Source organism: Streptomyces sp. NPDC007157 (assembly GCF_040634235.1).
Taxonomy (GTDB): domain Bacteria; phylum Actinomycetota; class Actinomycetes; order Streptomycetales; family Streptomycetaceae; genus Streptomyces.
In genome coordinates this window covers 387,722-401,865 of sequence record NZ_JBEYFE010000001.1, presented here as the reverse complement: position 1 = coordinate 401,865, position 14,144 = coordinate 387,722, and the positions used below count along the sequence as shown (strand labels likewise).

13 protein-coding genes are annotated in these 14,144 nt (G+C 70.8%); 5 read left to right on the top strand and 8 right to left on the bottom strand.

Annotation, left to right across the window (positions count from 1 at the left end; translation table 11 throughout):
• Window positions 1–93 precede the first annotated feature (93 nt).
• Both ABZ642_RS01780 and ABZ642_RS01775 read right to left on the bottom strand, forming a co-directional pair.
• Complete coding sequence (locus ABZ642_RS01780) at window positions 94–729, bottom strand: molybdopterin-dependent oxidoreductase (RefSeq protein ID WP_360475401.1); 636 nt, start codon at window positions 727–729, stop codon at window positions 94–96.
• Between the two features lie 128 nt (window positions 730–857).
• The gene (locus ABZ642_RS01775; protein ID WP_360475398.1) at window positions 858–1,277 is read right to left on the bottom strand and encodes a TOBE domain-containing protein; all 420 of its coding nucleotides are present in this window, start codon (window positions 1,275–1,277) and stop codon (window positions 858–860) included.
• Window positions 1,278–1,557: 280 nt separating this feature from the next.
• On the opposite strand from ABZ642_RS01775, the gene ABZ642_RS01770 reads away from it, so the two are divergent.
• Complete coding sequence (locus ABZ642_RS01770) at window positions 1,558–2,247, top strand: M24 family metallopeptidase (RefSeq protein ID WP_360475396.1); 690 nt, start codon at window positions 1,558–1,560, stop codon at window positions 2,245–2,247.
• Between the two features lie 243 nt (window positions 2,248–2,490).
• Here ABZ642_RS01770 and ABZ642_RS01765 read toward each other — a convergent pair whose 3' ends face one another.
• From ABZ642_RS01765 to ABZ642_RS01745, 5 genes are all read right to left on the bottom strand, one after another.
• Window positions 2,491–3,405, bottom strand: coding sequence for a hypothetical protein (locus ABZ642_RS01765; protein ID WP_360475393.1), 915 nt, complete (start codon window positions 3,403–3,405; stop codon window positions 2,491–2,493).
• Between the two features lie 4 nt (window positions 3,406–3,409).
• Window positions 3,410–4,492 carry an NlpC/P60 family protein gene (locus ABZ642_RS01760; RefSeq protein WP_360475390.1) on the bottom strand — a complete coding sequence of 361 codons (1,083 nt, stop codon included), beginning with the start codon at window positions 4,490–4,492 and terminating at the stop codon, window positions 3,410–3,412.
• A 453-nt stretch (window positions 4,493–4,945) separates the two neighbouring features.
• On the bottom strand, window positions 4,946–5,908 hold the full coding sequence (locus ABZ642_RS01755; RefSeq protein ID WP_360475387.1) for an aminoglycoside phosphotransferase family protein: 963 nt from the start codon (window positions 5,906–5,908) through the stop codon (window positions 4,946–4,948).
• Window positions 5,909–6,006: 98 nt separating this feature from the next.
• Window positions 6,007–6,426: a hypothetical protein gene (locus ABZ642_RS01750; protein ID WP_360475384.1), complete on the bottom strand. Its 420-nt coding sequence runs from the start codon at window positions 6,424–6,426 to the stop codon at window positions 6,007–6,009.
• 173 nt (window positions 6,427–6,599) lie between these two features.
• Window positions 6,600–7,457, bottom strand: coding sequence for a helix-turn-helix transcriptional regulator (locus ABZ642_RS01745; protein WP_360475381.1), 858 nt, complete (start codon window positions 7,455–7,457; stop codon window positions 6,600–6,602).
• A gap of 234 nt (window positions 7,458–7,691) precedes the next feature.
• Here ABZ642_RS01745 and ABZ642_RS01740 point away from each other — a divergent pair, with 234 nt between their 5' ends.
• The 4 genes from ABZ642_RS01740 (at window position 7,692) to ABZ642_RS01725 (ending at window position 10,895) form a co-directional block, all read left to right on the top strand.
• Window positions 7,692–8,567, top strand: coding sequence for a helix-turn-helix transcriptional regulator (locus tag ABZ642_RS01740; protein ID WP_360475378.1), 876 nt, complete (start codon window positions 7,692–7,694; stop codon window positions 8,565–8,567).
• 126 nt (window positions 8,568–8,693) lie between these two features.
• Complete coding sequence (locus ABZ642_RS01735; RefSeq protein ID WP_360475375.1) at window positions 8,694–9,533, top strand: SDR family NAD(P)-dependent oxidoreductase; 840 nt, start codon at window positions 8,694–8,696, stop codon at window positions 9,531–9,533.
• Window positions 9,534–9,674: 141 nt separating this feature from the next.
• On the top strand, window positions 9,675–10,457 hold the full coding sequence (locus ABZ642_RS01730) for an SDR family oxidoreductase (protein ID WP_360475372.1): 783 nt from the start codon (window positions 9,675–9,677) through the stop codon (window positions 10,455–10,457).
• 102 nt (window positions 10,458–10,559) lie between these two features.
• Entirely contained in the window at window positions 10,560–10,895 is a 336-nt protein-coding gene (locus tag ABZ642_RS01725) for a hypothetical protein (RefSeq protein ID WP_360475369.1), read from the top strand.
• A gap of 38 nt (window positions 10,896–10,933) precedes the next feature.
• On the opposite strand, the gene ABZ642_RS01720 is transcribed toward ABZ642_RS01725, so the two are convergent.
• Entirely contained in the window at window positions 10,934–13,837 is a 2,904-nt protein-coding gene (locus ABZ642_RS01720; protein ID WP_360475366.1) for an alpha-L-rhamnosidase, read from the bottom strand.
• Window positions 13,838–14,144: the final 307 nt, after the last annotated feature.

Here is a 14,144-nt window from a genome sequence, read left to right as displayed (position 1 = left end):
ACGTCCGCCGCCAGGAGTCGGTAACCGACGTCGACGGCGTCACGCGCCGCCGGGCCGGGGGAGCCGGAGTCGACCGGGTGCGGCCGGGTGGGGCTAGGTACCCGCGGGTGTCGGTCCGTCGGCTTCCGCCTCCTGGTAGGAGTAGCGCTGCTGCTTCCACGCGTCGGCGATGTTGTGGTAGCCCCGCTCCTCCCAGAAACCACGCCGGTCGGCGGTCATGTACTCGATGCCGCGCAGCCACTTGGGGCTCTTGTAGCCGTACAGGTGGGGGACGACCAGGCGGAGCGGGAAGCCGTGTTCGGCGGTGAGGGGTTCGCCGTTGTGGTGGGTGGCCATGAGGGTGTGCGGCGAGGTGAAGTCGCTCAGGCGCAGGTTGGCGGAGAAGCCGTACTCCGCCCAGGCCATGACGTGGGTGACCCCGGGGGCGGGCGGGACCCGGTCCAGGACGGTGGCGGCGGGGATGCCGTACCACTCGTGGCCGGTGGAGGTGGGGCCGCTCGCGCAGTGCAGGTCGGCGGCGACCGTGACATGGGGGAGCGTGGCCAGGTCGTCGAAGTGCCACTCGTGGGTCTCGCCCGAGGCGGTGGCGCCGAAGACCCGCAGGTTCCAGCGCTCGGGGCGGAAGCGGGGGACCGGACCGTAGTGCGAGACCGGCCAGCCGTGCACCAGGCGCTGGCCGGGAGGGATCCGGCCGGCGGTCTCGGCCGTGCCTACTCGGTCGCTCGCCATGCGGTTCCCCTCTCCTCACCGGTGCCCTGGTCGTGGCTGCCTTCCCTGTGCAGGGTAGGCGCTCACGCGGGACACGGCCCGACCGGGACGCGGCGGGTGTCCACAGGTGGGCCCGGCTTCGGCCGGGGTCATGCGGTGGCGAGGGAGACCTCGGTCGACTTGATCAGGGCCACGACCGGTGATCCGGCCGTCAGGCCGAGGTCGGCCACCGCGTCCTTGGTGATCGCAGAGGTGAGCTCGCCCCCGTCGACGGTGACCTTGACCGTGGCCATCGCCCCGCCCACGGCGACATCACTGACCGTGCCGGGCAGCCGGTTGCGGATGGACAGCCCCGTCACCGGGCCGGTGGCGAGCGCGACCTCGGTGGACTTCATCATGGCCCGGACGGCCGACCCCTCGGCGAGCCCCAGGTCCTTGACCGCCTCCAGGGTGATCGCGGCGGTGAGGTCCTGGCCGCCGTCCAGGCGTACCTTCACGGTCGCCATCACCTCGCCGGGGGTGACGGCGGTGACGGTGCCGGGGATCTGGTTGCGGATGCTCAGGCTCATGACTAGGCGCCTCACAGAGACAGAAGGGGGACGGTGGTGGGGGATGGGGGATGGGGGATGGGGTGAATTGCCGGGTTTGTGCTGTCGTGCGTTCATAAACTAGCCCGCTTCGGCAACATCCGTGGCGCCCCCTGTCTCATCCGCCACCGGGCTGCCCGCCCGGCCCTGGCAAATCCGAGAATGCGCTGAGACGGAGTCCTCGACCAAGCCGGACGCGCACGGGGCGGGCGAAGTCCAATCTGTTTGACTCGCGAGTGCAGCCAAACTTACCTTCGCTGCTATGGCTCATGACGAACCCACACGGGCGGCCCGACTGCTGGACGCCCAGGCCAAGGCCGAGCGGCTCTTCGCCGAGATGGAGAAGCGAGGGCTGGTGGCGCCGGGCGAAGGAGAGCGGGCGGTCAGCGACCGCGTCCGTGACCTGGCGAACGAACTCTTCGGTACGACCAGGCACTGGCACAAGCGGATCGTGCGCTCGGGCCCGAACACCCTCAAGCCGTACCGGGAGAACCCGCCGGACCGCCTGATCGGAGCGGACGACATCGTGTTCGCCGACTTCGGGCCGATCTTCGAGGAGTACGAGGCCGACTTCGGGCGGACCTTCGTACTCGGCGACGATCCGGTCAAGCGACGGCTGCGCGACGACCTGCCGAAGGTCTTCGCCGCCGGCAAACGGTTCTTCGAGGCCGATCCGGACATCACCGGGAAGCGGCTGTACGCCGAGGTGGAGCGGCTGGCCACCGAGGCGGGCTGGGAACTGGGCGGCTGGCACGCCGGCCACCTGGTCGGAGAGTTCCCGCACGAGAAGATCGACGGCGCGGACACCGAGTCGTACATCGCACCCGCCAACGACACGCCCCTGCGCCGTACCGACAAGGCGGGCCGTACCTGCCACTGGATCCTGGAGATCCATCTCATCGACCGGCAGCGGGAGTTCGGCGGCTTCTACGAGGAGCTGCTCACGCTCTGAGCCGACTCGGGCGGCCTCGCCGAGCCCCGTCCTGCCTCCGCGGGGCTCCGGCAGGGACCGCGCACCGCGCTGGGTCGCGGGCGCGGGGATCACGGTCACCGTGGTCGAGCCGGGCGGCTTCACCACCGACCGGGCGGCTCCTCCGGCGGGGCCGCCGAGCCGAACCCCGCCCACGACGAGGCAGCACGTCTCCCGCGCCGCCCACGGCTGATCCGTTCCCTCGGCGGTGCGCGCCGCGCCGGCCTAGGACGATGGCTCGGTGGACCGGCCGGGCCACCGGGTGAAGCGGCTGAGCCCCCGCCGCGTGGGCTTGAGCGGCTTGTCCTCGGGAGCGACCGGCCCCTGGCCCGCGGTCACGGCCGGAACCGTGGCCGACGCCGGTACGGACCGGCCGCCCCGGCCGAGCCGGCTCCGGACGGCCTTGGCCATGGCCTGATGGGACGGTTCCAGCAACAGGCCCTCCGTCGACAGGTGCTCCCACATGTGCAGCAACTCCTGCCCCCGGGTCGCCACCTGGCCCTCGTCGATCAGCCGCTGCCATGCCGCGGTGGCGCGGGCCACCTCGGGCGCCGCCCGGTTCAGATCGGTGCGGCAGCGGATGCGCGCGACAGTCAGCGCGAGGACGGTGGAGAGCATGTAGTCGCCGCGCTGGTACGCGAGGTACGCCTCGATCGCCCGTGCCTCCAGCGAGAGTTCGTCCTCCGCGCCCCTGCGCAGCGTGAGGTGCTCCCGCAGCGCGCTGGCGAGGACGAACGCGGCGTGCAGTTCCTCGCGCTGCGCGTGCTGGATGATCCGCTCGACGCGGGCGAGCGGCGGGAACGACTCCTCCTCCGCGGCCGTACGCTCACGCCCGGGCGGCAGGTCCTCCTCGTCGGCGATGGTCCGGCTGGAGCCGTCGGGGTACACACGCAGCCGTGCCACCTGCTGCACGGTCCGGTCGATGACGGTGGCCGCCACCGGTGCCCGCAGGGTGCGGGCGAACATGGCGATGGCGTCGAGTATCGCCTCGTTGGGCGGCCGGGCGCCGCCCATCTCCAGCAGATGGCCGTTGACCACCGTCGACCCGTCCTCGGCCACATAGGCGTCGAGCCGGATCAGCGGCGGTGCGCTGAGCGCGGGCAGGTTTCCCCCGTCACGGGGGGTCAGCGAGTAGGTCATCCGTTCAGACTCCGGGTCGGACGACACCGACGATGGGCATGGAGGCGGCCGGTGCGATCGTGACCGTGCGTCCGGGACGCGGGGCGTGCACGATCTGCCCGCCCCCTATGTACATGCCCACGTGCGTGGCGTCGTAGTAGATGATCAGGTCCCCGGGCTGCACGGAGGCCAGGCTGACCCGGGTCAGCCCCTGCCACTGCGCCTGCGAGGTACGGGGTATGGGGTGCCCGGCCGCCGCCCAGGCCGTGGAGGTGAGTCCCGAGCAGTCGTACGACGAGGGGCCCACGGCGCCCCACACGTACGGTTTGCCGATCTGGGCCATCGCGAAGTCGACGGCCCTCGCGGCCGCTCCGCTCGCCTTCGTCCCGCCGCTGCCCGAGCCGGTACCGGTCGAGGTGCCGCCGGAATCGGGGCCCGTCCACCTGGACTTGGCCTCCTGCGCCTCCTGCTTCTCCAACTGGGCGAGCTTGCGGGTCTGTTCCTTCTTGAGTCCCGCCTCGATCCGCTCGGCCTCGGCGATCTTCTTCTCGATCTTCCCCTTGGCCTCGGCCTTGTCCGCGCGGCTGCTCTTCAGCTCCCGCAGTTTCCCGGCGGCGGCGTCGGTCTGCCGGTCCAGCTCCGCGCGGGCGCTCTGCTGCGTCTCGGAGACGTCGACCAGGCTCCGCATGGCCTGGCGGGCCTGGGCGGCCTCGTCGAGGGCCTGGTCGGGGTGGTCGCCGAGCAGCAACTGGATGCCCGTGGCGTCGAGATTGCCCCCGCGGTACTGCGTCCGGGCGGCCACACCCACGAGGGCGTGCAGATCGTCCAGCTTGCTCTGGGTGCGGGTCAGATCCTTGCGGAGCGACACCAGCCGCTTCTCCTGCGCGGCCGCCTTCACGTTCGCGGTGTCGTACGCCTCGGTGGCCACCTCCGCCTGGCGGTAGAGGCCGTTCAGCTCGTTGTGGATGTCCTCGATCGACTGGTCGTTCCGTGGATCGGGTGTGCCCGGGGCCGCGTAACTCGGGCCGGGTAACAGCGTGATCGCACAGACGAGGGCTGCTGCGGCGGCACGGCTGCGCAGCCGTCCGCCGCCGGTCGACACGTTCATCGGCTCCATCTTCAGAGGTCGCGTGCAGGCGGCTCGGACGGGTGACTTGCCCATCGCGGTTGCCACCGCGGTTCTCACGGAGCACCGTTCGAGCCTCGAACACACTACCTCCCCCTGAACGGCAGCCCCTTGTATCCCCACACGTGTCGCAAACAGCACACAGTGCCTGATCGGGTGCCGGCCGCCCCGCAGTCACTCCCCGAGCCCGTGATCTCAACGACTCAACCCGCAACCGGTTGCCGGGGCAGGGGAGGAGAAAGACGCGCAGATGAACACCGGTACCGCCAGGAAGCCTTGGCCGACGTCCACGGACGCCGAAGCGGGACGCCCCGGCAGGGCCCGGACGGAGAGCGATGTACGCGTTGTCCCTGGCGGCCGGCCCGATCCGGGCCCTGGCGATCTCGTCCGGGCTGCTCTGGCTTCCGGGCTGCCGGGCTGCCTCGCCGCCCTGGCTCAGCCCAGCGCGTCCATCAGGATGGTGACGTAGGCGTCCAGCCGCTTCTCCACGGCCCGCGTCGTCAGTTCCGTCCGCCCCGCCTCCCGCCACGGCCGGGCCACCCACGGCACACCCGACGCGAACGCCAGAGCGTCCAGCAACCGCCAGTACAACCGCTCGTCCTCAGCCGCGGCCAGCACCCCACCGGCCTCCTCGTACGCCTCGGCGAACCGCAGACCCCACATCGGGCCGTGCAGCAGCGCGAGATTGGTGGAGCAGTGCGCCACATCGAGGTCCGCCGGGCCCCAGGAGGTCTGCACCCAGTCGACGACCCCGGTGATCCGGGGACCCGCCAGGCTCGGGGACGGTACGTCGAACAGTACGTTGCCGGGGTGGAAGTCCCGGTGCAGGAACCGCCCCTCGTAGGACGGCGGGGGCTTGCGGATCACGTCGGCCGCCGCGGCCCACGCCGCCGCGTCGGCGCCGATGGGAGGGACGACGGCGTCGGCGGTCGTCCACGCCTCGTACGTCCGGGGACGCTCGGCGGGTCGCAGCGCGTGCACGGCCACGAGCTGACGGGCCAGCACCGGGATGCGCGTCTCCAGTCCCTGGTCGTCAAGGACCGTCCGGCCCGCCAGATGTGTCATCAGGAGCGACGGATACTCGCATTGCGCGGCGGTGGGATCGACCGCGACCGGTCCGGGAGCCGGTACGCGGGTCCCCGCGAGGTAGGTGAGGGCGTCGGTCTCCCGGTTCAGCAGGTCCTCGGCGTGCTCCACGAAGGACGGGTCGACGAAGCTCCGCAGTACCAGGTCGCGGGTGTCCCCGTGCTGCGTGCCGATGGTCAGCCGCCGCATCTCGGCGGTGATGCCGCCGTGCAGCGCCTGGGTTCTGACGATCCGTTCGCCGGCCTTCAGCTGTCGGCTCACCCAGGCCAGGGTCGACGGTCGGACGGCCCCCGCCTCATCGTGGTCGGTCACCGGGCCACCCCACCATCCGGACGACGGCCCGCGCAAAGGCTTTCGCCGGAGGCGACGGCCGCACTCCGGATTCCGCTGCCGGCGAGTCGTCCGCACGGTCAGAGATCTCTGGACCTGATCCAGGCGACCGAGAGCACCAGAGCTGCGCCGATCACGGCGCCGCCGGCCTCCTGGGCCGCATGAACAAGCAGGTCGGAGCGGTCGGCCACGGCCCAGTCCCGGCCCGCGTAGAGCGGTATGCCCGTCACGAGCTCTTCGTCGTCCTGGAAGGACAGCCCTTCGATCTCACCCCGCCCCTGCTGTCCGCCGGGCAGCCGCCACGCGCCCCGGCACGGGCCGTCCCATGCACAGCGAACATGTCCTTCCGTCGACGTCCGGTGACCGTCGACGAACCGGTAGACGTTCTTCGCGGCGAACCACAACGGCAGCGTGAGCGCACCCAGGCACACGATCAGCACCGCTCGTTGCCACCACTTGAGCCCCGTCATCAGATCGGCGCCCCACGACCATGGGGCCATGCCCCGCACCTCGCTCTCCGCGAATCCCTGGCCTGTTCGCTCGACGTTGGCGAAGCGTGATCATGCCTGCTCCCGGTGCCGTGCGGTCTGTGGCATCGAGTGTCGGCAGCCGGGGGCACCGGAATGAAGGCCGCGTTCTTCCCGGGTGCGCCACTACCAGCCTCCGCCGGAACTCACCTGCCGGCGTCGACCGCTCCTGTCGGGGCCTGCTTCGGCCGGGTGGCCATGGCCCCCAGTGCCTCGAAGGCGGTCGCCGTCGGGCTGGCCGGTTCGGCCTGGTAGACCACCAGCTGCTGGTGCGGGGCCCCGTTGACGGTGAAAGCCGCGAACTTGATGTGCAGGTCCCCGACCTGAGGGTGTTTCAGGTGCTTGCCCTCCTGGGACTTGCTCTTGACGTCGTGCAGTTGCCAGAGCGCGGCGAACTCCGCGCTCCGGTCGGACAGTTCCGCCACGACCTCGGCGATGCGGGCGGAATCGGGGTCATGGCCGTAGGCGGCCCTGATCTCGGCGACGCAGGAGTGCGCGGCCCGCTCCCACTCCTGGTAGAAGTCGCGCCCTGCCGGGTCGACGAACACCATCCGGGCGAGGTTGTCGAACTCCTCGAAACCGCTGTGCAGGGCCGTGGCCAGGGAGTTGCCCGCCAAGATGTCGAGGGCCGGGCCGACGACGAAGGCCGGAGTGTGGTCCCATCCGTCCATCAGCTGCAACAACTGCCCGCTGACGTCGGCCACACCCCAGTCGCGCGGACGCTGCGAGGCGGCGAGGCAGAGGCGGTTGAGATGGTCGGTGGATTCCGAGTCCAGTTTGAGCGCTTGCGCCACGGCATCGAGGACCTGCGCGGACGGGCTGTTCTCACGGCCCTGTTCCAGCCTGATGTAGTAGTCGGAGCTGACTCCGGCGAGCAGCGCGACTTCCTCTCTGCGCAGTCCCGGCACCCGACGCCGCCCGTGTTCGGGCAGATCGACGTCGTGCGGCTTCAGGGCTTCTCTGCGGGCTCGGAGAAAATCACCCAAAGGCGTCCCATTGCTCATGCGGCAAGACTAGATGGATTTCGTCCTGTGAGAAGTGCCGGGCGTCCAGTATCACATCAGGTCGCGCGTTCGTCGCGGAGGGTGATTCGTGCCGGGGGTGCCGGAGAGGGAGGGCGACCGAGATGTCAGGGCGTGGTCAGACATCGCCCGGCGCCGTGGAGTCCGTAATCCTGGGTGTAATGCACCCACCGTCCGCGGAACTTTTCCGGGCGTTTTCCGCCTAGCCTCGACGGCATGGACAACGACACGCACCTCGGCTCGGTGGAAGGGCTGGGTCGGTTTCTCCGCGCCCGCAGAGAACGCCTGAGCCCCATGGCGGCGGGGCTGCCCGCCGCAGGTCGGCGACGGGTGCCCGGGCTGCGGCGCGACGAGGTCGCGACGCTCGCGGGGGTCAGCCCGAGCTACTACAGCCGGCTGGAACAGGGCCGTGAGCTCAGTCCGTCGCCCCGGGTCCTCGAGGCCATGGCCCGGGTGCTGCAACTCGGGGACGAGGACAAGCGGGAACTCTTCCGGCTGGCCCGGCCGGCGGCCCGCCGTACGAAGGCACCCGCCCGGGTCGAGCATGTCCGGCCGCACCTGCGCCGGCTGATCGAGGGCTGGAGCAGGACACCGGCGTTCATCATCGGGCACGCCCAGGACCTGCTGGCCACCAACGCGCTGGCCGACGCCCTCTACCGCGACTTCGCGGAGCGCGACAACGTCCTGCGCATGCTCTTCCTGGACCCCGCCGCGAAGACCTTCTACCGCAGCCCGGAGCGGGCCAGGCACCGGGCCGTCGCCGACCTCCAGCAGACCGCCGCGAGCACCCCGGAGGACCCCCGCATCCTGGAGCTGGTCGGAGAGCTGTCGGTACGCAGCGGCGAGTTCCGCGCGCTGTGGGCACGCGCGTACACCAGGGTCCCGCCCTACGAGATCAAGCAGGTGCACCACTCCGTCGTGGGAGACCTGGAGCTGCGGCACGAGGCCCTGAGCATCCGCAGCGTCCCGGGGCAGCAGCTCGTCGTCCTGCAGGCCGAGCCGGGCTCCCCCTCCGCCGACGGGCTGGCCCTGCTGGGCTCCGTCAGCGCGCCCGAGGTGCCGCACCAGCAGAGCCCCGCGCACGGCATCTGAGCCGCATCCTGGGTGCAGGACTCCCAGGAAAACCGCTGCCTTCATATCGACGTGGAGGAGGGACAGACTCGAATACGTCAACAGGAAATCCCCACCGAGGGGAAATCGACGAAAGAGGTTTTTCCCATGGCTACGTGGTTTGTCACCGGTGCTTCCCGCGGAATCGGCGCGGAAATCGCCCGTGCGGCGCTGGCAGGCGGTAACGATGTCGTGGTCGCCGTGCGAAATCCGGAGCGGGTACCGGACGATCTCAAGAGTTCCGACAAGGTATTCGCGGTCGCCCTGGACGTCACGGACAACGACAGCATCCCGAGTGCGGTCGAGGCGGCCGTGGAGCGGTTCGGCGGCATCGACGTCCTGGTGAACAACGCCGGCCGCGGTCTGCTCGGCGCGCTGGAGGAGATCAGCGACGCGGAGGCCCGGTCGCTGTTCGACCTCAACGTCTTCGGTCTGATCAACGTGACCCGCGCCGTGCTGCCCGTGATGCGCAAGCAGGGCTCGGGCCGGCTGGTGCACATCGGGTCCCGCTCCGGCTTCGAGGGCGAGCCGGGCGTCAGCCTGTACTCCGCCTCGAAGTTCGCCGTCGCCGGCATCAGCGAAGCGCTCTCCGCCGAAATGGCGCCGTTCGGAATCCAGTCGATGGTCGTCGAGCCGGGCGTCTTCCGCACCGACTTCCTGGACGCCAGCTCCCTGTCGGTCGCCCAGAACCGCATCGGCGACTACGACGACACCCCCGCGCACGTGACGCTCGACTGGATCGACCAGGCCAACCACGCCCAGCTCGGCGACCCCGTCAAGGGCGCCGCCCTCATCGTCGAGGTGGCCTCCGCCGAGAAGCTCCCGACCCATCTCTACCTGGGGCGCGACACCATGGAGCGGCTCGACGTCAAGTACCGGCAGGTGCAGGACGACCTCGCCCTGTGGCGCGAGAAGTCCGCGGCCACCGCGCACGACGACGCCGCCTGACGCTCCGCCGGGTGCCCGACGCGTTCGGGCACCCGCGCCGGCCCGGTGCTCCCCGCACCCCCACGAACCGACGCCTTCCGGACCCCCTGCTTTCCGAACCCTCTGTTTTCCGAACCCCACGATCAAAGAGATTGAGGTTTTGTGATGTCTGCTGCCCTGCTCACCGGTACCCCCCTCACCGGCCGTGTCGCGGTCGTCTCCGGCGCCTCCAGCGGCATGGGTGCCGTCACCGCCGAGCGCCTCGCCGAACTCGGCGCCACCGTGGTCGTACTGGCCCGGCGCAGGGAGCGCCTGGACCGTGTGGTCAAGAACATCGAGGCCGCCGGCGGCACCGCGCTCGCCCTGGCCGTCGACGTGACCGACCGCGCCGCCGTCCAGGCCGCCGCCGACCGGGTCGCCGAGCGTTTCGGCAAGGCCGACCTCGTGTTCAACAACGCCGGTGTCCAGCTCATCTCCGGTATCGAGGAGCTCAAGGTCGACGACTGGCAGCGTCAGATCGACCTCAACATCGGCGGCCTGATGAACGTGATCGCCGCGTTCGTCCCGCACCTGACGGAATCCGCCGCCGCGGGCAGGCCCGCCGACCTGATCAACACCTCGTCGATCGCGGCCACCCGCATCCTGACGAAGTTCTCCGTCTACTCCGGCACCAAGGCGTACATCAGCCACCTCACCCGGCTGCTGCGCGTCGAGCTCGGCCCCAAGATGGTCCGCGTGGCCACCATCGAGCCCGGCATGGTCGACACCGAGCTGCCCGACCACGTCACCGACCCCGACGCCTCCAAGCTGATGGCCGACCTCATCCACGACATCGACGTCCTGCAGAGCGCCGACATCGCCGAGACCGTCGCCTTCATGGCCGCCGTCCCGCGCCACGTCAACCTCACCGAGATCACCGTCCTGCCCACCGCCCAGGCCGTCTAGGCCAAGGACGTCACCGCCCGGCTCGTCGGCGGCCCCGACGGCACCTCTGAGGCTCCTCAAGTCGCTTGGTGGACGGAGGACATGGCCGTCAGGCTGGGCCTCATGACAGGAATCACGGGACTGAGCAAGAAGCACACCTTCGTGCTGGCCATCCGGGACGCGGACGTGGTCGCGGCGGCCCTGCGCCAGGCACTGGCGGAAGCCTCGCCGGAGGAACGCCCGGGCCTGGAACGTGCCGCCGCGCTCGTGGAGTCCACCGCCTCCGCCACCGAGAGCGGGCTGCGCGCCCGCTGGGTCCGCTCCCGGCTGGCCGCCGTCGGCTTCACCGGGGACATCACCTCCGTCGCCGCGGTGAAGGCGCTGCGACAGGCGGAGCCGAAGCTGAGCCTGCTCGCGGCGGTGCAGCTGCAGAAGGAGGCGGTGGCGCACCCCGAGTGAATCCGGCAGCCCGCGCGCCGCCGGAGGTGTCGTACCGCTCAGGGGGTGAGGTAGCAGCCCTTCCGGACGCCCGGCAGCGGGTCGGTGCCGCCGAACGCCGCCGTCGTGCAACCGGTCCCGCCGGTGAACGTCCGGTAGACGAAGGTGCCCCGCGCGCCGTAGGCCACGGTCCGCTGCCCGCCGAAGGCGCAGGTCCCGGTTTCGTCCGAGCAGTTCGTGGCGTACCCGGCCGGGCCGCCGGTGGCGGTGTAGCACGCTTTCGACTCGCCGGGGATCGGGTCGCCGAACGCCGCGTCGGTGCACGGGGTGTCGCCGGTGGCCTTGAGCGTGGTGAACGCTCCGAACGCGCCGTACATCACCGGCTGTCCGGCGGCGGCCGGGCAGGTGCCGTTCTGGTCCGCGCACTTGGTCCAGCCGCCGGCCGGTGCTCCGGCGGACGGCAGGTAGCAGGACTTGGCGACACCGTCGACGGGATCACCGAAGTGGGCGTTGGAGCAGGTGACGGAGCCGTTGGTGACCTGGTGCACGAAGTTGCCGTTCGCGCCGTAGACGACGTCACGGTTGTAGCCGGGCACGGCGCAGGTGCCACCCTCGGCCGCGCAGACGGTGTAGCCCGGCGGGCCGCCCGCGTCGGCGACGTAGCAGGACTTCAGGAGGTTCGGCGCCGGGTCGCCGCCGAAGGAGTCGCTGGTGCAGGCGGTGCTGTCGGTCACGGTCTGGTACGTGTACGTCCCGGCGCCGTAGGCCACCGAGCGGGTGCCGCTGAAGGAGCAGCTGCCGCCCTCGCCCGCGCACCGGGTGTAGCCCGCGCGCAGTGCACCGGTGGTGGCCGGGTCGGCGGACGCGGCCGGGTTGCCGAGGCCGGTGGCGGTCACGGTGTAGCTGCCCGGGGCGACGCCGGTGAGGTAGACGTACGTGTCGTCCTGGCTCGCGCCGGTGATGCCGGAGGCGGGCGTGAAGGATCCGCCGCGCCAGACGACGGTGCCGTTCACGGACACCGAGACGTCTCCGCCGCCGAACTTCGGCACGCCGATACGGCCACTGGTGCCGGACGGGCTGGTCAGGTGCGCCGTGTAGGTGCCGGCGGCGGGGTCGCGGGACCAGGATGCGCCGACGGCGCCCTGGGGCAGGGTGATACGGCCCTCGGCGCTGGTCAGGTCGCCGGGGTGCGGGACGAAGCGGTAGGCGCCGGCCGCCGACTCGGGTGCGGTGCCCAGCACGTCGAAGGTGAGCGTGGAGGTGGGCGCGGTGGACCAGCCGTGGGCCAGGCTCATGAACGAACCGCCGTAGGCGAGCCCGCCGTCGGCCTTGACGCCCTCCCAGAAGGTGCTCTTCGTGCCGATGTCGCTGTCGAGCATGTGACCCCAGGTACGGCGGATCTGGTCCAGGGCGGTGTAGTCGTCGTTCGCCGTGAAGCGGGCGTTGAGCTCCATGCCGCCCGCGAAGGGTGAGACGTTGCCGCCCCATTCGGGGGTGGTGGGGCCGTACGCGCCCCAGTTCTTCCCGAGCCCCGCGACGACGCTCTTCGCCTTGGCCGCGGAATCGGTCAACCCGTACCAGACGGCCAGGGAGTTGCCGTCCTGCGGGTACAGACCGCTGGTGGGGTTGTCCTTGTACAGGCCCTTCGTGGCGTCCCACAGACGGGAGTTGGCCGCGGCCTTGATCGCGTCCGCCTTGCCGGCCCAGCTCGCGGCGAGCGCCGTGTCGCCCTCGGCCGTGGCCAGGGTCGCGCCGCCCCTGAGCGCCGAGTACAGCAGCGCGTTGGCGGAGATGTTCTCACCGCCCTGGCCGACCCGGGCCCAGTCCTGGGTGCGGGTCACGTTGAGCAGGTTATTGCCGTCGATCTTGTTCGTGATGAAGGCCATCCCGCGCTTGTAGGCGGCCCATTCCGAGTCCAGCCACGTCCGGTCGGCGGTGTACGTGTAGTACGTCGACGTGCCCAGCAGCGTCCAGGTGTGGTAGGTGTCGGAGCCGGTGAGGTTGAACGGCGGCCCCGACCAGGGGATCTCACCCGCCGCCGACTGCGCGTCGTACATCGTCGTCAGCGCGTTGCGGGTGGAGGTGAGGTCGCCCGAGTACGCGTACTGCGTGGGTACGGCGATGCCCATGTCGCCGGGCCACACCGTGCGGTCGCGCTTGGCGCCGTCGACCAGGACGGAGTCACCCACCCCGACGGTCGCGCCGTTGTCCCACGCGGCGGACGGCGGGGGCCAGGCACGGCCCTGGTTCGAGGCGATCGTGTTGAGCTGCACCGTGTAGGCCCCGGCGTACCAGATACGGTTGAGCAGGTCGTCGCTGGAGTGGAAGTAGTTGGGGTAGTCGGCCGGGTCGGACTTCCCGGGCGCCGCCGTGAAGCCGAGGCTGACGCCCGTGAGGTCGACCCAGCCCGAGGTGTCCAGGAAGACGGTCAAGTAGCGGAATCCGCCGCGGAGTTGAGCGGTGGGCACCGTATAGGTGCCGTTGGCGGAGGCCGTGGCGTAGAGGGCCCCGTCCTCGCCGTCGCGGCCGCTGCTGCGGTCGCTGTTGTTGCCGGCGTACCGGGACGACTCGCTGAAGGCCAGGCCGACCCGTTGACCGCTGTCGCTCGCACTCCCGAAGAACAACGTTGTCACACCGCCGACCTCCTTGCCGAAGTCGAGGGTGACGGCCGACTGGGAGCCGGAGATCCGGGTCGGCTGTCCGCTCAGTACGTTCTGCGGATTCGCGACGCTGCCGGACGTCCGGTAGACGGCGGTCGGCTTCAGGGTGCGCGAGGTCGGCGAGTAGTTCAGCGGGTCGACCGCCGCCGCCCGGGCGCCCGTCGGGGTCACCGCGGCGGAAGCCGGTGCGACGGCGCCGGCGGCCGGGGCCGGGCCCGCGGCGAGCGTGGTGGCCGCGACGACGGCGAGGCCGAGCAGATGATGCCGGCCCGGCGGTCTGTTCAGCGGGGAGCGACGGCGCATGGAGACCTCCTGGGTGGGGGGTGCGGGTGCCGGGGGCGCAGTCTCTGAAACGATTCAAATCCGTGCCGCACGAAGCCCGTTGTCTGTGGTGGCTGTTGGATGCACGAGGAGCCTCGCCGAAGTTCCACCGATGATGGGCGCCCGGAAACGGGGTGTCAACCCGTCACGGCCACCTCTCGACTCCCTTGGAACAGAGCCTCCTTGCGGCATTGACAGGACCCCGCCAAGCCGGTTCACTGCCTCGCAGACAGGTATGGACCAGTGCTCGAATCCGGCCCGGCTCGACCAGAGCCACCGGCCCCCGTCA